Annotated in this window: 9 protein-coding genes and 6 pseudogenes; 11 read left to right on the top strand and 4 right to left on the bottom strand. The window is 55.2% G+C overall.

Features of this window, described 5'->3' with window-relative positions:
* Positions 1-5: 5 nt before the first annotated feature.
* The 3 genes and pseudogenes from sbcD (at position 6) to CS369_RS03620 (ending at position 3,203) form a co-directional block, all read left to right on the top strand.
* Positions 6-1,200 (top strand): annotated as a pseudogene (gene sbcD / locus CS369_RS03630) (exonuclease subunit SbcD).
* A pseudogene (locus tag CS369_RS03625) lies at positions 1,197-1,988 on the top strand (AAA family ATPase); the annotation flags it as partial. The pseudogenes sbcD and CS369_RS03625, both read left to right, overlap by 4 nt.
* Positions 1,989-2,069: 81 nt before the next feature.
* Positions 2,070-3,203 carry a hypothetical protein gene (locus CS369_RS03620; protein WP_196906017.1) on the top strand — a complete coding sequence of 378 codons (1,134 nt, stop codon included), beginning with the start codon at positions 2,070-2,072 and terminating at the stop codon, positions 3,201-3,203.
* 39 nt (positions 3,204-3,242) lie between these two features.
* Here CS369_RS03620 and CS369_RS03615 read toward each other — a convergent pair whose 3' ends face one another.
* Positions 3,243-3,524 (bottom strand): hypothetical protein, encoded by a 282-nt coding sequence (locus tag CS369_RS03615; RefSeq protein WP_196906016.1) that lies wholly within the window; start codon positions 3,522-3,524, stop codon positions 3,243-3,245.
* Between the two features lie 58 nt (positions 3,525-3,582).
* Positions 3,583-4,491 carry a fructokinase gene (mak, locus tag CS369_RS03610; RefSeq protein ID WP_196906015.1) on the bottom strand — a complete coding sequence of 303 codons (909 nt, stop codon included), beginning with the start codon at positions 4,489-4,491 and terminating at the stop codon, positions 3,583-3,585.
* A 189-nt stretch (positions 4,492-4,680) separates the two neighbouring features.
* Here mak and rdgC point away from each other — a divergent pair, with 189 nt between their 5' ends.
* The 4 genes from rdgC to mdtI all read left to right on the top strand — a co-directional run bounded on the left by rdgC (position 4,681) and on the right by mdtI (position 7,269).
* Positions 4,681-5,592, top strand: a complete 912-nt coding sequence (gene rdgC / locus CS369_RS03605; RefSeq protein ID WP_196906014.1) for a recombination-associated protein RdgC — start codon at positions 4,681-4,683, stop codon at positions 5,590-5,592.
* A 24-nt stretch (positions 5,593-5,616) separates the two neighbouring features.
* Positions 5,617-6,105, top strand: a complete 489-nt coding sequence (locus tag CS369_RS03600) for an NUDIX pyrophosphatase (protein ID WP_244664754.1) — start codon at positions 5,617-5,619, stop codon at positions 6,103-6,105.
* A 479-nt stretch (positions 6,106-6,584) separates the two neighbouring features.
* Positions 6,585-6,953, top strand: a complete 369-nt coding sequence (gene mdtJ, locus CS369_RS03595; RefSeq protein ID WP_196906013.1) for a multidrug/spermidine efflux SMR transporter subunit MdtJ — start codon at positions 6,585-6,587, stop codon at positions 6,951-6,953.
* The gene (gene mdtI / locus CS369_RS03590; protein WP_196906012.1) at positions 6,940-7,269 is read left to right on the top strand and encodes a multidrug/spermidine efflux SMR transporter subunit MdtI; all 330 of its coding nucleotides are present in this window, start codon (positions 6,940-6,942) and stop codon (positions 7,267-7,269) included. Before mdtJ ends, mdtI begins: the two co-directional genes overlap by 14 nt.
* 49 nt (positions 7,270-7,318) lie before the next feature.
* On the opposite strand, the pseudogene CS369_RS22960 reads toward mdtI, so the two are convergent.
* Positions 7,319-8,625: pseudogene (locus CS369_RS22960) on the bottom strand (methyl-accepting chemotaxis protein); the annotation flags it as partial.
* Between CS369_RS22960 and CS369_RS03570 the strand changes: the two are divergent.
* The 4 genes and pseudogenes from CS369_RS03570 (at position 8,513) to CS369_RS03555 (ending at position 16,398) form a co-directional block, all read left to right on the top strand.
* The gene (locus CS369_RS03570) at positions 8,513-13,525 is read left to right on the top strand and encodes an Ig-like domain-containing protein (protein ID WP_307833648.1); all 5,013 of its coding nucleotides are present in this window, start codon (positions 8,513-8,515) and stop codon (positions 13,523-13,525) included. The pseudogene CS369_RS22960 and the gene CS369_RS03570 sit on opposite strands and share 113 nt — an antisense overlap.
* Positions 13,497-13,748, top strand: coding sequence for a hypothetical protein (locus CS369_RS03565; RefSeq protein WP_196906010.1), 252 nt, complete (start codon positions 13,497-13,499; stop codon positions 13,746-13,748). The genes CS369_RS03570 and CS369_RS03565 overlap by 29 nt, the downstream gene beginning before the upstream one ends.
* A pseudogene (locus CS369_RS03560) lies at positions 13,694-15,229 on the top strand (ATP-binding cassette domain-containing protein); the annotation flags it as partial. The gene CS369_RS03565 and the pseudogene CS369_RS03560, both read left to right, overlap by 55 nt.
* Positions 15,230-15,240: 11 nt before the next feature.
* Positions 15,241-16,398, top strand: a pseudogene (locus CS369_RS03555) (HlyD family efflux transporter periplasmic adaptor subunit).
* Positions 16,399-16,435: 37 nt separating this feature from the next.
* Here the strand turns inward: CS369_RS03555 and uxuA are convergent.
* A pseudogene (gene uxuA, locus CS369_RS03550) lies at positions 16,436-17,626 on the bottom strand (mannonate dehydratase).
* Between the last annotated feature and the right edge of the window lie 319 nt (positions 17,627-17,945).

Genomic DNA, 17,945 nt, shown 5'->3' with positions numbered 1-17,945 from the left:
GACATCTGGGCCAATATTTTTATACTAAAAGTCGCGCACCGGAGCATCAAGCGTTTCTCGACTGGCTCATCGAGCAGATAACCGAACATCAAGTCGATGCGCTGATTGTGGCGGGTGATATCTTTGATAACGGTTCGCCGCCGAGCTACGCACGCGAGATGCTCAACCGGTTTGTGGTGGCATTGCGCACCACGGGATGCCAATTGGTATTGCTGGCCGGAAACCACGATGCGGTGGCAACCTTAAATGAATCGCGCGATCTGCTGGCGTGCCTCAAATACTCGTGTTATGGCCAACGCCGCTGAGGATGTGACGCAGCAGGTCTTCACACTCAATACCCATCAAGGCGCGCCCGGTGCAATTCTGTGCGCGATTCCTTTTCTGCGCCCGCACGACATCCTGCGCAGCCTGGCGGGTCAATCCGGCGTGGAGAAACAGATCGCCTTGCAAGACGCCATCAGCGAACACTACGCGCAATGCTATCAGCACGCCTGCGATTTGCGCGACACGCTGGCAATTACCCTGCCGATTATCGCCACCGGACACCTGACCACCGTGGGAGTCACCGCCTCGGAAGCGGTGCGCGAGATCTACATCGGCTCGCTCGACGCTTACCCGGTGCAGGCCTTTCCGCCTGCTGGTTATATCGCCCTTGGGCATATCCACCGCCCGCAGCGCGTGGGGCACAGCGAGCACATCCGCTACAGCGGCTCCCCGATAGCCCTGAGTTTTGATGAGCTTAGTAGTGAAAAATCAGTCGCGTTGATCGATTTCCCGTATGACGCGCCCCCAGAAATAAGGCTGCTGCCGGTACCTGTGACGCAACCGATGCGCCTCATCAAAGGCAATTTGGCGGACATTGAGCAGCAATTGCACAGCTTCCCCATACCAGAAGCTGGGCAGCGTATCTGGCTGGACATCGAGATCGCCACCGACACCTACCTCAGCGATATGCAGCAGCGTATCCAGCAGTTAACGCACGCATTACCCGTCGACGTGTTGCTGTTACGGCGCAACCGTGAGCAGCGCTTGCAGGCGATTGCGCGCGAAAAGAAAGAAACGTTGGACGAATTATCCCCGCAGGACGTTTTCGAACGCAAACTGGCGCTGACCGACATGGCGCAGGAACAGCAAGCACGGCTGCGCCCACTGTTCGATGAAATGGTCCGAGACGTCACCGAAGGAGCGCCGCAAGCATGAAAATCCTGAGCTTACGGTTAAAAAACCTCAACTCGCTCAAAGGCGAATGGAAGATTGATTTGACGCAGGAGCCGTTTGCCAGCAACGGGCTGTTTGCCATCACCGGCCCGACCGGCGCGGGCAAAACTACGCTGCTGGATGCCATCTGCCTAGCGCTGTATCACCAGACACCGCGGCTGAATACGCTATCCGCCACGCAGAACGAACTGATGACACGCAACACCGCCGACTGTCTGGCAGAAGTGGAATTTGAGGTCAAAGGCGTCGGCTATCGTGCATTTTGGAGTCAGCGCCGCGCCAAAGATGCGGCAGACGGAAACCTGCAAACCCCGAAAGCCGAACTGGCGCTGATCGAAGACGGCAAGATCCTCACGCAAAAGCTGTCCGAAAAACTGGCCCACACCATCCGTATTACCGGGCTGGATTTTGAGCGTTTTACCCGCTCAATGATGCTCTCGCAGGGGCAGTTTGCCGCCTTTCTCAACGCCGAACAGAATAAACGCGCAGAACTGCTGGAAGAGCTGACAGGAAACGTGATCTATGGCGAGATTTACAGTCGGATCTATGAGCAGCATAAGGCAGTAAAGCAGACATTGGACGCGCTACAAGCACGCGCCTCGGCCATCGCATTGTTGGATGACAGTGAGCGACAAAGCGTACTGGCGGCACTGACACAGCTACAACAGGAAGAACAAGGGTTACGGGAAAAACGTGAGCAAGCACTGACACACCAGCAATGGCTGGTTCAAGAACGGTTTCTTCAGCAGGACTTACGCCAAAAGCAGCAACAGGCCGAGGCCGCCGAGCAGGCACAACGTGACACGGAACTCGATTGATTACGGCTGGAACGAGACGAGTCAGCAGAAAAATTGCGCCCGTTGCAGCGCGAGCGTACTCAGTTGGCTCGGGTTGCTGCACAAACGCGTGAAAGCGAGTTAACCCAGCAGCACGCCACCAGCCAGACCGTACATCAGCAGCAACAGCAGTTGTTGCTGCAAGCGCAACAGATCCAGCAGAAACACAATGCCGCACGCCAGCAGGAAGAAACGCTGATCGAGCAGCAGGTGATACCGCTCGATCAGCACATCGCGAGCCAAAGGGAACGCTGCGCCCAGCACCGCCTGGCGTTGAGCCAAACACAAACGCAGCGTGATAACGAGCAGCAGCAACTGGCTGACCTGCTTCGCAAGCGCGATACTCTGCAAACCCGGCGTGAAACCCGACTCAATTACCAGCAGCAGCATCCCCATCACCGTTACTGGAGCGAACAACTTGGCGTGTGGCGCGCGGCATTTCAGGAACAGCAGCGCCTGTCAGAGGAACTGGCCGTTGTGGATGCGCAGCAGCAACTCCTGACCAACGATGAACAAGCGATGACGCGCAAGCAGGTGGTGCTAAGCGAACAGCGTAGCGCGCAACAGCAGCGCTATGACACCTTACAGCGTCAATGCGAACAGCAGCAACAGGTATGGCAACAGGCAGAAACGGCGAATCCGATTGCCGGTTTGCGTGAGCGTTACGCGGCGCACCAGCGCGCACGGCAAGCGCGACGGCAGTTCGGAGAATTAACACAAGCACTCAGCAACCTGCGTCAACAGCAGCAAAATAGCGCCAGCAAATGGCTCACACTGGACCAACGTTTTCAGGCCGACACCCAGAGCAACGAAACGCAGCGCGCGGACTGTCAGCGTCTGGAGCAGCAGTTGAACGATGTCGAGCAGCGTGTCGAACTGGAAAAGCGCATCATCAAACTGGAAGATGAACGCGCACTGCTGCAACCGGAAAAACCCTGTCCGCTGTGTGGCTCTACGCACCATCCGGCGATTGCGGAGTATCAAACGCTGGCGCAAACCACGTCCGATACACAAGTGCGTATGGCACAACTGCGCACGCTGTGTCAGCAGGTGCGCGGTGAGTTGGCACAACACGAAGGTGCGCTCGCCGCATTGGCAAAACAGCGTGACGAACTTCAAGCCGAGCGAGCCGAACAGGAAAAGCTGTAGCAAACGCGCCATAACCCTTGGCAACAGGTGAGTGAGTATTTACACGTAACCTTCACGCCCGAACAGGAACAAGAGATTGCCGAGTGGCTGACCGCCTGCGATCGCGAAGCAGATACCCTGTTTAGCCAGACAGAAGCGTAAGAAAAACTGCGACGCAGTTGGCAAGAAAGTAAGGATACACTGACCACGGCGCAGCAGCAACGTCAGGAAACAGAACAGCAGCTTGCCCTGCTGCAACAGCGTATTCAGACGCACCGGAAAGGGCTTGCCGAGGCCGCACACAAACAGCAACAGCTCACTGCTGCACTGACAACACAGCAAGAAACACTCGCCGCGGCGCTACGCCTTGTAGCGCTCTGCTTACACATGCGTAGGCGCGTTATGCCACCGGCCACAGCCAGGCGGCACGGCGCACACCGCTAGAGTCACCGTGAGTGGCCTGACGAATCCGCGTGGTGCACTCCTGACCGAAAATCCATGGGGTTATCAGCGCGGGCAGCGTCTGATAAAAACGTGGGACATTGCTCATCCCGTCACCCAACACCACGACGTCCGGATCCACTAAATTGATCACGTGTGCGATGGATTTGGCCAGACGTTGCTCATAACGTTGCAGAGCTTGTTCTGCGGAGCTATCCGCCTGACGCGCCAATGAAACAATGGTTTCCCCATTGCAGGCATGGCTCGTGACATGGCGATAGTCGGCAGCGAAACCGGTGCCGGAAATAAAGGTTTCAATGCATCCGATTTGACCACAATAGCAAGGCACGGCCTGCGCAAACTGGCGCTCTTGCTCATTCTGCCAGGGCAATGGGTTATGCCCCCATTCGCCAGCGATGCCGTTGCGTCCGGCATGAGCTCGTCCGTTGAGCGCAATGCCCACACCACAGCCGGTACCGATAATAATGGCAAACATTACATCGAGTCCGGCACCAGCTCCGTCCACCGCTTCAGACACCGCCAGACAGTTGGCGTCATTGGCGAGGCGCACCGGGCGCTGCAACAGTGCGGAGAGATCGTTATCCAACGGCTTATCGTTCAACCACACCGAATTGGCGTTTTTTACGTGGTGGGACAGCGGTGACAGGGTGCCAGGAATCCCCACGCCGACGCTCCCGGTCATGCCAGTTGCCTTTTCGGCTTCGTTAACCAGCGTAGCAATAGTCTTCAACGTTCCCTGATAGTCATCACGGGGCGTCGGCAGACGACGACGGAACAGCGTTTCGCCGTGATCCCCCAGTGCGATGACCTCCGTTTTGGTTCCGCCCAAATCAATTCCAATACGCACAACGCCTCCTCAGAAAATCCCCATAATGCATGAATAAATATCAAATTTTTCAAGTATATGGCATAAGGTAACTTTATTCTAGTGTATACGTAACCACCATTAAGCGCTGCACTTGCACGCCAAATCCGCTATGATGCGTCCCTCCCCTTTTCATCCGCGTGCCGCGCACACACCGCCAGGGATAACACCATGTTGTGGTTTAAAAATGTTATTATTTATCGCCTGAACCGCGATATCGCCCTTTCTACTGATGCGTTAGAAAAACAGTTGAGTGAGTTCGCCTTTACCCCCTGCGGGAGCCAGGATCTCTCTCGCACCGGTTGGGTATCCCCGATGGGCGTTCACAGCGATGCACTGACCCACAGCGTTAACGGCCAACTGCTGCTCTGCGCACGCAAAGAAGAAAAGATGCTGCCGTCTCCGGTGATCAAGCAGGCGCTCCAGACCAAAATCGACAAACTGGAAGCCGAACAGCACCGCAAACTGAAAAAAACCGAAAAAGACACCCTGAAAGATGAAGTGCTGCATACGCTGCTGCCGCGTGCCTTCAGCCGTTTCAGCCAGGTGTGGCTATGGATTGATACCGTTAATCAGTTGATTATGGTTGATGCTGCCAGCGCCAAAAAAGCCGAAGATACGCTGGCGCTATTGCGCAAAACCCTGGGCTCACTGCCCGTGGTGCCCTTGGCGCTGGAAAACCCTATTGAACTTACCCTGACCGAATGGGTGCGCTCTGGTGATGTGCCAGCCGGTTTCACCCTGCAAGACGAAGCCGAATTGAAAGCGATTCTGGAAGACGGCGGAGTGATCCGCTGTAAGAAGCAAGATCTGGTAAGTGATGAAATCGCCGTGCATATCGAAAAAGGTAAAGTGGTGACCAAACTGGCCCTCGACTGGCAAGAGCGCATCCAACTGATACTGGCAGAAGATGGCACGCTGAAACGCCTGAAGTTCGCCGACACGCTGCGTGAGCAGAACGACGATATCGACAGGGACGATGTGGCTCAACGCTTTGATGCCGATTTTATTCTGATGACCAGCGAGCTTTCCGCGCTAACGACCAATTTGGTTGAGGCGTTGGGCGGCGAAGCACAGCGCTAAACAAAACAGGGAAGAGAGTGCGTTATGCGACATGAGATTCCGATCCGCTGCTTTTCCATCGCGCTTTATGTACTGCGCCCAGTGCAGGCTGGCTATCAAGTCCTGCTGCTACGCCGCAACGGCCATACTCAGCCGGGGAAGTGGTGCCAGATAGCCGGTGGTATTGAAGCCAGGGAAAACGCCTGGCAAACGGCGCGACGTGAAGCGAAAGAAGAGACGGGATTGCAGTTAACCGATCTTTACTCAGCGGATCGCTGCGAGCAGTTTTACGAAGCGGATAACAATGGCCTGACGCTGGTGCCGGTGTTCGTGGCTTATGTCGCTGCCAACGCTGACATTGTGCTTAACGCCGAGCACAGCGAATTCCATTGGGCTACCTTTGAGGAAGCGGCCCAGATGTTGCCCTTCCCGGCCAGCGCGACATCCTGCATCACATTCATCGTTACTTTGCCGAACAGCAACCACATCCCCTGTTACGTATGCCGTTGGAGGCTTAGCCCTTATTCCAGTTAGCCTTAGTGGCATAGCCCGTTTGACCACCAGCAACGTTGCAGCGTCTGTCTGCACCGTCATTAAACCAACACCTAATGACACACACTCAAGCCGAGGGCTGGTTTGCTTTCCCCTATAAGGCATGCTACAAATAAAAGAGCGTAATATTCTTTTAATTTCGAGGAATGTGGACAAATCGCATTATTTGCGGCAGGTAATACAGTATCATCATGAAGAAAATACAGAACAAAACCATCATTACTTCCATCTAGATGCTATTCCTTTCAGCCATTCTTGCCAGTGAGCATCACTGGTGTAGCGAACTTTAGGTTTCTCACTGAATTCAGCGATGGCAACGCCACCCTTGCGTGTTTGTCTGCTGAGCCTCCTCTTTATCGCAACTGGGAGTCGATCTCTGCGGTATCGCTGTCCCCTGTTTTCACGGGAACATCGCGGGCATTACCCAGATGCTACGAGTCACCCTTTCAGGGAGAAACATAATGATTTACTGGATCTTTTTAGCCTGCGCGATTGCGGCAGAAATTATCGGCACACTGAGCATGAAATACGCCAGCCTCAGCGGTAGCTCGCTGGGACATATGGTGATGTATGGCATGATTGCACTCTCCTACCTTTTGCTATCGATCGCCATAAAGCTCGTTGCAATGGGCGTGGCTTATGCATTGTGGGAAGGTATCGGTATTATCTTTATCACGTTGTTTAGCGTCATGCTGTTTGATGAATCCCTTTCAGTGTTAAAAGTCATCGGGCTGGTAACATTGTTGGTGGGTATCCTGCTGGTGAAATGGGGCGTACGTAAAGCCCCTGCGACCAATACAACGCGAGGAAACCATCATGTTACCATTTGAATGGCAGCATGCGGCGTTCCTGGGCCTGGCAATTGTGTTGGAGATTGCCGCCAACATTTTCCTTAAACTGTCGGACAGCTTTCGCAACCTATGGCTTGGGATGTCATCGCTGATAAGCGTATTGGCCGCATTTAGTGCTCTGGGGCAAGCTGTAAAGGGCATCGATCTCACCGTCGCTTACGCGCTGTGGGGAGGATTTGGCATTGCAGCTACCGTGGCAGCCGGGTGGATATTGTTCGGCCAGCGACTCAACAAAAGCGGCTGGATTGTATTGGGGCTGCTGTTGCTGGGAATGGTGCTGATTAAACTGGCGTAGTAAAAAGAGCGCCTTACGGCGCTCATCGTGTTTACCGCAGAAACGTTCATTACACCTTGAAGTGCCCGACCGTGGAGTGTAGCTCTTCCGTTTGCGCCAACAGCGCTTCGGTAGCTGCTGTCGATTCCTGCACCAGCGCCGCGTTTTGCTGCACCATGGAATCCAACTGCGCCATCGCCTTGTTGATCTCCTGAATGCCACGCATCTGCTCATTCGCCGCGTGGGTAATTTCCGACATTACGGTGGTCACGGTAGAAACGCCGCCGACAATCTCCTGCATGGTGTTGCTGGCCTGACGCACCTGCGTAGAGCCAGAAGTCACGCCGACCACGGTCGCTTCAATCAGGGTTTTGTCTCTTTGGCTGCCTGCGCGCTGCGTTGTGCCAGCGCGCGCGCTTCAGATGCAACCACGGCAAAACCACGCCCCTGCTCACCCGCTTTTGCGGCTTCCACCGCCGCATTCAGCGCCAGAATATTGGTCTGGAAGGCAATGCCGTCAATCACACCGATAATATCGCCGATCTTGCCGGACGCGGCGACGATATCTTCCATGGTCACAATCACATCTGAAACCACTTTACCGCCGATGCTGGCATCTTCAGACAGGACTCGCGCCTGATTGTTCACATGCTGTGCCGAACTGGCCGATTCGGTAACCGCTGCTAAGATTTGCTCCAGCGAGGCGGCAGTTTGTTGAATACTCGCCGCCGCTGACTCCGTGCGCGCAGAAAGATCGTTGTTACCTAAAGAAATTTCATTCACGGCGACTTTCACCGAGGCACTGATATCACGAATCTGAATAATCACCATGCTGAGTTTGTCGATAAAGACGTTGAATGAGCGGGCAATCTGCGCCACTTCATCATGGCCTTCATCGGGCAAACGCTGACTCAAATCGTTGTTACCATTGCTGATGTCATCCATCGCATCGCGCACTTGCAGCAGGCGTTTAAGGGTTTTGGTAATGATGACGTCAACAACCAGCGAGCCGAGAAGTGAAATAATAACCAACGTTATCAACGATGTGGTCAGCAGTGAACGCATGCCCGCCTTGGCTTCTGCCCGGTCGAACGCCACCAGAATGTACCAGTCGGTGCCCGCAATCGGGGCCGCCCGCACCATACGCTCCGCGCCACCCATCTCCACGGTCACCGGATGCTAAGCGGTCAGTAATTCGCTGAGTACAACGCCCGGTGCAATATCCGTGATATTTTTCAGCGTCAGACTTTCATCCGGGTGCGCAATGATCACACCGGTTTTGTCTATCAGCACGCCAAAACTGGCCGGTGTCGGGTTGATGGAGCGCACGTTGGCAATCACATTTTCCATCGTCACGTCACTGCCCAATACGCCTTTGACGCTGGATGCAGGAACCGCAAACCAACAGGTATTCACTGGTGTGCAAGTAGACGGTTTGGGCGGCTGGTCGCTGCCACTGACCTCAACACAATTGGCTACCTTTACCGAGGGTGGACATACGTTGTTGGTAACCGTCACCAACAAGGCAGGCAACCCCAGCAGCGCCATCGTTAACGTTACTGCGGCATTAACACTGCCCACCCCCAACATCACTGAGCCATTATTTGGCGACGATAACACGCTCAACATCGCGGAAGCCAGTGGTCCGCTGACCATTACAGGCACCACCAATAGCACCAGCAGTGCGCAAAACATCAGTGTCGAAATTGACCTTAACGGCGTGATTTATCAGGCCGTGGTCACGGGCAACACCTGGAGCGTCACCTTGCCAGCCAATGCATTGAGCTCGTTAGCCGAAAGTGATGACCACACGCTGATAGTGACGGTGACCGACGTCGCAGGCAACACTGCCAGCGATACGGTGACCTTTGAAAACGATTTTCATGCGCCAGCTGTTACGCTGAACACCCCGTTTGGTGACGGTTACCTGAATGCAACAGAAATTGCAGCACTGAGCGGTAATGCTGGTGATGCCACGAGCGTTAGCGTGAAGGTCGGCACAAAATCGTATGATGCCACTGTATCTGGCGGCGTTTGGTCGCTTGACGCTGACCAGTTGATTGGGTTGGTTGATGGCACGCAGACCCTGACGGTCACCGCCACCGATGCCGCAGGCAACAGCACCAGCGTCAGCGGTCAGGTGCATATCGTGGTCAATACGCTGCCAACGATTACTTTCGGTGATTTTGTTGGTGGCGATGGGCTGAACTATGTTGAAAGCCGCACAGCACAAACCTTGAGCGGGACCTCAACCGGACTGGAGAACGGGCACAGTTACGAAACCAATATTGGCGCCGGAGGAAGTTGGTCGGTGTTAATTCCACCCTCAGAGTTGCAGCAGTTCACCAATCCAACCGAAATCGCCATCCAAGCGCAAGATAAAGCCGGTAATATCGTTAATGAAACACTAGATGTCCCTGTGAATATTGTTCTGCCACAGGCTCCAACACTAGTGATTAATGCCATAGCCGGTGACAATATTATCAACGCCGATGAATCAGAAGCCCCCATAACCGTTTCGGGGGTGGTGCACCACGGCGACAACCCGCAGACGATCACCATACTCATTAATGGCACTCAACCTGCTGGAAATGTCACCACTGACGGTGACGGTAAATGGAGCCTGGCCATCCCCGTCTCCGATCCAGCCTACGCCGCCTTTACGTCAGATGGCACGGTGACTATCACTGCGTCAAACGAAGTGGACGGCAACACCATTGACGGCAGCACCAGCGTTCAGGTCGACATCACGCCACCAACGGTCACTATCCTCACCTTCGCCGGCGATAACACGCTCAACAATAGCGAACTGGCAACGGCGCAAACCATCAATGGCACCGCCTCCTTTGCGGAGGTTGGGCGCTTTGTCTCTGTGATGCTGAACGGAAAAACTTATCAGGCGCAAGTCCTCGATAATGGCAGCGGCACTGGGAGGATCTGGTCGGTTAGCGTTCCTACCGCCGATCTCAATGCGCTCAGCCAAGGACAGCATCCGATTACCGCAACGCTGAAAGATGCCGCAGGCAATTCCACCAACGCAGATCCACTCTCTATCACGGTCGATACGGACATCCCGCTGCTGACCATCAATGCCTTTGCGGGCAACAATATCCTCACGATGGCCGAAGCGCTGCTGGGGCAAGCGCTGAGTGGCAAAGGTGAGGCAGGGGCCACAGTAACGCTGACTGCGGGCCCCCTCACCAGCATCCCGGTAAATGTAGATAACGATGGCAACTGGCAGATTCCCTTTACAACCATCGATCTGACCAAACTCACCGATGGCCCGCAGGTGATCGGACTGACCATTACTGACGCCGCCGGTAACAGCAGCAGTACCACCGTGACCTTAAACGTAGCGCTCAACCAGACGCTGGGCGCAGGCGTTGACGATATTTTCGGTAACAACGGTATCTTCAACTATGCCGAATCGCTGATAACACAGGTCATCAGCGGTCACGCTACCGGCAGTTCTCTGGGTGCCAAAGTCAGTGTCACCATCGCAGGCACCACCTTCGAGACCACCGAAGGGGCTAGCGGCGCGTGGAACCTCTCTATCCCCACGCTGGACTTGAAAGCCTTGCAGGACGGTACGCTGGCGCTCGGTGTCAGTGTTACCGATTACGGCGGCAACGTGGTCAGCAAAACCATAAACGTGCCGGCGATAATTAATAACCTGCCCAGCCTGACCCTCGATCCGATATTCGGTGACAGGCTGCTCAATCTCGCCGATTTGGTAAACGCTCAGACGATCAGCGGCACCGCGCTGAATCTGGCCCCCGGCACGCAACTGACGATTAATCTGGCAGGGGTAAGAACGTTGACCGCAACGGTCGGGACCGACGGCAAGTGGAGTACCAGCGTCGGCACCGATGCATTAGCATTGCTGCAAAACCTGGGCAATGGCAATGTTACCGTCATGGTGAATGCCAGCGATAGCGTGGGTAACGGTGTTTCCCTCGGCGGTGGCTTAACGCTGGGCTTCTCCCAGCCAGTGGTTACGCTTAGCCCCATTTTTGGTGGCGATAGTTTCCTCAATGCCGCAGAAGCGCTGGTGGCTCAAACCTTGAGTGGAGTGGTCACCAACGCCGCGGTTGGCTCCCAGGTTACAGTGACGCTGGGCAGTAAAACCTTCCAAACTACGGTCGGTGCCGCCGGGGCCTACAGTCTGACCTTGCAACCTTCCGATCTTGCTGCACTGGTTGATGGCAGCGTCTCGGTCAAAGTAGAGGTGATTAACGCCAGCGGTAACACCGGTTCCATCAGCCAAACCATTACGGCCATCACCGAAAACTTACCGACCATCAGCCTTAATTCGCTGTTTGGCGGTGATGGCTATCTCAACGTGGCGGAAGCAGCGCTGGGCCAAACCCTAAGCGGCACCACAACCAATCCAGGGGTGGGATCAAAAATAACGCTCACCATTGGTGGGCTTTCGCGGGAAGCCACCGTGCAGGCTGGGGGCGTTTGGAGCATACCAGTGACGCCAACGGACTTGCAATCATTGGCAAACGGTAACCTGACCGTCAACGCAACGGTGACGGATAAAGCAGGCAATAGTAATAGCACCAGCGCAGGTTTGACGGTGGCGCTCACGCCACCAATCATTACCTTCAACCCGCTGTTTATCAATGGTATTTTGGATCTTAACGACCTGCTCAGGACACAAATCCTGAGCGGCACCTCTACACAAGCGGCAGCGGGTACCACCCTGAAGTTAACGCTTGGAGGAAAAACCTATACCACCACCATCAATGCGGGCGGCAGTTGGTCATTGAACCTACCCATCGTGGATCTGCAAGCGTTGACGGATGGCTCTTTAACCGTGAATGCACAACTGACCAATGCCGCAGGTAACAGCATCAGCCAAAACAGCCTGGCAACGGTTGCCATTAATGCCGCACCGACCATCACGCTCAATCCGCTGTTTGGCGGCGATGGCCTGTTAAACGCCGTAGAGGCAGCGACCAACCCAATCATCAGCGGCACCACTACCAACGCCGTGGGTTCAACGCTGCGTGTCACGCTGGGCAGCAGAACCCTGACAACCGTGGTACAAAGCGATGGCACCTGGTCGGTTGTCTTGTCCGCCACCGATCTCACTGCGCTTACCGACGGCAATCTGACACTGGGCGTCACACTCACCAACCCGGCGGGCAAGAATGTCAGTGCCAGTGCCAACGTAGGTATCGGTATCCATAACCTGCCGACGCTGTCGCTGGGTTCACTGTTCGGTGATGGGTACCTCAATCTGACGGAAGCACAGGCCAATCAAACCATCAGTGGGACGGTCAGTAATGCCGTAGGCGGCACTGTCAACGTCGGCGGATTGGTGTTGACCGTCCCGGTGACTGCCAATGGTGGTTGGAGCGTAAGCGTGCCGACAGCCAACCTGCTGAACATCGCAGACGGTAATCTGAACGTGGGGGTCACCGTGACCGATCGCTATGGTAATAGCACGAGTACCAGCAGCACGGCCATTGTCAAAACCCATGCGCTGCCGCAATTGGGGATCGATCTGACCACGCTGCTGAGCGCGCTGAGTATTATCACCAACGGCCTGGCTATCCACGGAGAAAGCCGCAATGTGCAGGCTGGTGCGCAGGTCTCCGTTTCTCTGCTCAAAACCAACTCCGTACTGAACGGCATTAACCTGACCGGCACGGTGCAAGCCGATGGCAGTTGGACCGCCAGACTGGAAAGCTCACTGCTCACTTCACTGGGGCTGACCGTACTCAACATCCTCGCAGTGTTAACCGGCACGCTGGTTTCCGCGAGTGTCACCGATGTGGCGGGCAATAGCGTTGGCGTTTCTGCCGGGCTGAAGACCGGCATTTCACCTCCCCTCACGTTCGCAAGCCTTGAGAGCCAAAGTCTGTCCCTTGAGGAGAGTGGCGTCTCGCTGGAGACCAGTCATGAAACAAGCACGACGCATGATGACAGTACCTTGACGCTCGCCAGCCTGAATGAGGTGCAAAGTACCGGTGCAAGTGCCACGGTAACCACGCCGAGCGATATCAGCTACAGCATCGGCGGCGTTGCTATCGTGCCCACTGACAGCAACACGCTAACCGGCAGTGATGGCGATGACTTGCTTCAGGTTTCTGTACTTGACGCGCTTCATATCGACAGCGGCGCTGGCGCTGAGTGGCGAGCATCTGGCGCTGGATCTTACCGCGCTGGGACTCAGCATCGACAACATCGAAATCTTCGATCTCGACGCTTCGGGCACCAACAGCATCACGCTCGATTTGGCGCGCGCGCTGTCTGTCACCGATAAACCCGAAGATGATTTGCGCATCCTGGGCGCAACGGGCAACGAGGTCAATTTGATCCCCGACCCCAGCGGCACCTGGGCCCTGACCGGGCAACGGGCGCTGGATGGCATGATGTTCGATGTGTATCACAACTCGGCGTTAGAGAGCAGCAACACGCTGGGAGATGTGCTGGTGCAGCAAGGGCTGCCGCTATTGAATACGCGATTCGTTTATCCCGCACGGTGATCTCCGATTTGATGGGCAAGCAGATCGATCTGCGGGTTTCCGGCATGCTGTTCGCCCGCGCATTGGCTATCAAAAACGAAGCACGCCCCAAATCTACCGGCTCCTTTATTTCTCAGCTACGAGAAATCGATCAGGTGCGTGAATTACTAACCTCGACCACCGTCGGCGCGGCGGCAGACATGCCTTTTGTGCTGATATTTCTGGCACTGATGTCGTTTATTGGTGGCCCGCTGGTGTTTATTTCCATGTTGGCGATCCCGCTGATTGTCATTCCCGGCATCTTGCTGCAATGGCCTATGGCGAAACTGGCTAAAGACGGCATGCGCGAGAGCGCGCTGCGCAACGCGGTGCTGGTGGAATCGATTGAGGGCGTCGAAGACATCAAGGCACTTCAGGCAGAACCCTATTTCCAGCGGCAGTGGGAGCAAACTCACGAGGTGAGCGCCGCCGTCGGCATGAAGCAGCGCCTGTGGGGCGCACGCCTGACCGGATGGGCGGCGACGGTACAGCAGCTCACTTATGCTGGCATGTTGGTGTTCGTTAGCTATCTGGTGTTGGCCGGCGACATCACCACCGGCACGCTAGTGGCGTGTAGCCTATTGTCATCACGCACCATCGCCCCGCTGATGCAACTGACCATGGTGTTTTCGCGCTGGCAGCACGCCAAAAACGCGCTGACCGGGCTCGATGAACTGCTGCAAAAACCGCTCGACCGGCCAGAGGCACAAGAAATCGCCCACTGCCCGGTGCTGCAAGGCCACTATCAAGTGGCGCAGGCACAGTACAGCTACGATCCGGAAAAGAAAAATAACGCGTTTTTTATCAACACACTGGATATCAAACCTGCCGAACGCGTGGCGATACTGGGCAAGGTCGGCTCTGGAAAATCCACCCTGCTCAAGCTGCTCGCCGGGCAGGCAACCGCCACGCGCGGCAAAGTAACGCTGGACGGTGTCGACATGGCACACATGGACCCAGCAGACATGCGCCGCCAGGTTGATTTTCTTTCACAGGATTCTCGGCTGTTTTTTGGCAGTCTCAGGCAAAACCTGATGCTGGGCAACCCCCACGCCATTGAGCAGGAATTACTGGCAGCATTGCGTATCAGCGGGGCACTCAGCATGGTGCAGCAAGATGCCTACAGTCTTGACCGCATCATCCAGGAAGGCGAGCGCGGCCTGTCCGGCGGGCAGCGCCAAATGGTGCTGCTAAGCCGTCTTATCCTGCGCAATCCGCAGATCATGCTGATGGATGAACCCACGGCCTCAATGGATGAACAACTGCAAGAACAGGTTATTCGCCAAATGAAAAGCTGACTGGAAGGGCGCACGCTAGTGCTGGTGACACATCTCCCGGCACTGCTCAAACTGGTCGACAGGCTGATTGTCATCGACAACGGGCGCGTTATTGCCGATGGCCCCAAAGACCAGATACTCAAGGCGGTCAGCAAACCGCTGGATAATGCGCAGCAGGTCGCCTGAGGGAGAAAATCATGAACAAGACGCTGTTCAGCGCAAAAGGTAAAGCCTCCTCCAGAGTAATTTGGCTGACGCTGCTGGGGCTGGTGGTGTTTTTCGCCTGGGCGAAAATCGCCATTCTCGATAAAGTCACCGTCGGTAGTGGCAAAGTCACCCCATCCACGCGAGCCCAGGTGATTGAAAGTCTTGATGGTGGCGTAATCGATAATCAGTACGTCCAGCAAGGGAATATCGTGGAAAAAGGCCAGACGTTGGCGCAATTGGACATCAACCGCGCCCAGTCCGTCTACGGGGAGGCCTTTTCGCGCGTCACCACCCTGCGCGCCTCAGCGGAACGGTTGCGCGCGGAGCTAAGCGGAGAGCCGCTGCGCTTTATCTAAGAGACGTTGAAAGATCCCAATCTGGCGGCGCGCGAACGCCAACTGTATGAATCCCGCCTGCGTAACCGAGATGAAACCGTGCTTAACCTGCAACAATCCATGCGACTGGTAGAGCAGGAATTGAAAATGACCGAACCGCTGGTGGCACGCGGCGCCGCCAGCGCAGTCGAAGTGATCCGTCTGCGGCGACAAATCAGTGAAATCTGCGGCAAGATCGATGAAGCACGCAATCTGTATGCCGTCAGGGCGTGCGAAGAGCAGGTAAAAAATAACGCCGATCTGGAAGCACTGTTGGAAGTGGTCAACGGTAAGGCCGACCAGCTACGGCGCGCCACACTCACCTCCCCTGTGCGCGGTATCGTCAAAGATATTCAGGTCACCACCGTCGGCGGCGTACTGCAACCGGGCGGCAAGTTGATGGAAATCGTACCGCTGGAAGACAAACTGCTGATTGAAACCCGCGTCAACCCGCGCGATATCGCGTATATCCGCCCTGAATTGCCTGCCATTGTCAAAATTACCGCCTATGACTCATCGATTTATGGCGATCTCGACGGCGAAGTAGAAAGTGTTTCACCAGATACGTTGCAAGATGAAGTACGGCGCGATCAGTATTATTACCGGGTTTATGTGCGCACGCTGGAGAGTGGTTTGACCAATAAAAACGGCGACCGGTTTGCCATTGTTCCCGGCATGATGGCCAATGTGGAGATTAAAACCGGGCAAAAAAGCGTGCTCGATTACTTGATCAAGCCACTGAATAAAGTGAATGAGGCGCTGCGTGAACGCTAGCGCCTCTTGAGCGTATTGCTACAGTGAAGCTGCCGTATTACAGCAATTGAGGGAAGAACACTTGCTTGAGCGCCAGCTCAACGCCGCGCACTTCCGCCAACCCTTTCAGACGGCCAATAACCGAGTAACCGGGGTTGGTTTTCTTCTTCAGATCGTCGAGCATCTGGTGACCGTGGTCAGGACGCATCGGAATCGGACGCAGATCGCCCGCCGCTTTACGGCGTGATTCTTCCGTCAGCATCGCTTTCACCACTGCCACCATATTCACGTCGCCGCCCAGATGCGCCGCTTCGTGAAAGGTTTTCGGGTTCTGCTCGCGACAGGTCGCTCGCAGATGGGTGAAGTGGATGCGATCGCCAAAGGTTTCGATCATCTTGACCAGATCGTTATCCGCACGCACACCGTAAGAACCGGTGCACATGGTGAAACCGTTGTGGATATTATCCACAGTGTCCTTCATCCATTGCATATCTTCAATGGTGGACACCACGCGCGGCAGCCCCAGAATCGGACGCGGCGGATCGTCAGGGTGGATCGCCATGCGGATACCTGCTTCTTCGGCAACCGGCACGATTTGCTTAAGGAAATAGCCCAGGTGTTCACGCAGCTTGGCGTGGTCAATGCCGTCATATTCCGCCAGACGCGCGCGGAACTGCTCCAGAGTATAACCTTCTTCCGCACCCGGCAGACCGGCGATGATATTGCCGGTCAAACGCACGATATCCGCTTCGGTCATGGCTTCAAAGTAAGCGGCAGCCTGCGCCTGCTCTTCTTCGGTGTAATCGTTATTTGCCCCCTCACGTTTGAGAATGTGCAGTTCAAACGCCGCAAAAGCGATTTGATCAAAGCGCAGCGCTTTGGAACCGTCCGGCAGTTGGTATTCCAGGTCGGTACGCGTCCAGTCCAGAATCGGCATAAAGTTGTAGCACACGGTGTCGATGCCGCACTGCGCCAGATTGCGCAGTGACTGCTGGTAGTTAGCAATATAGTGCTGATAGCGAGCGGTTTTCGTTTTGATATCTTCATGGATCGGCACACTCTCGACCACCGACCACACCAGACCTTTGGCTTTCAATTCGGCTTTACGCTTTTCGATCTCTTCAACTGTCCAGACTTCGCCATTCGCAATGTGGTGCAACGCGGTCACCACACCCGTCGCCCCAGCCTGACGGACATCGTTCAGAGAGAAAGGATCGTTCGGGCCATACCAACGCTAGGTTTGTTCCATCTTTATTACCCTTAATCAATATCTTGTAAAATCATCGCTTGCGCTGTTCCCGGTCCACGGCAATCGCTACGGGACGACAGGTCATCAATTTCATCAACCAAAGCGGTAAACAGGCCGACCAATTTTGTTTATCATTCCAATGACAGCCTACACCAGCCAGTGAAAAGCACCAACAAGAAAACAAAATAGGTTGACCAATATCACCAAAATAATGCTTTTTGGACAAACAAATTGGCTTTTTACGTGGAAACAAGTGGGTCTTCCCCGATCATGGTGGGAGACTTATAACCCCATGTTTAACCTGCCGTAATGGAACATC

Origin of the sequence: Candidatus Symbiopectobacterium sp. 'North America' (genome assembly GCF_015762685.1) — a bacterium.
Taxonomy (GTDB): Bacteria; Pseudomonadota; Gammaproteobacteria; order Enterobacterales; family Enterobacteriaceae; genus Symbiopectobacterium.
This window is presented reverse-complemented; position numbering and strand designations above follow the sequence as displayed.

What these genes read in the sequence shown, in the direction of transcription:
- CS369_RS03570 (WP_307833648.1), top strand. Translation starts at nt 8,513, where the DNA reads ATGATCACACCGGTTTTGTCTATCAGCACGCCAAAACTGGCCGGTGTC.
- mdtJ (WP_196906013.1), top strand. Translation starts at nt 6,585, where the DNA reads ATGATTTACTGGATCTTTTTAGCCTGCGCGATTGCGGCAGAAATTATC.
- mdtI (WP_196906012.1), top strand. Translation starts at nt 6,940, where the DNA reads ATGTTACCATTTGAATGGCAGCATGCGGCGTTCCTGGGCCTGGCAATT.
- rdgC (WP_196906014.1), top strand. Translation starts at nt 4,681, where the DNA reads ATGTTGTGGTTTAAAAATGTTATTATTTATCGCCTGAACCGCGATATC.
- CS369_RS03600 (WP_244664754.1), top strand. Translation starts at nt 5,617, where the DNA reads ATGCGACATGAGATTCCGATCCGCTGCTTTTCCATCGCGCTTTATGTA.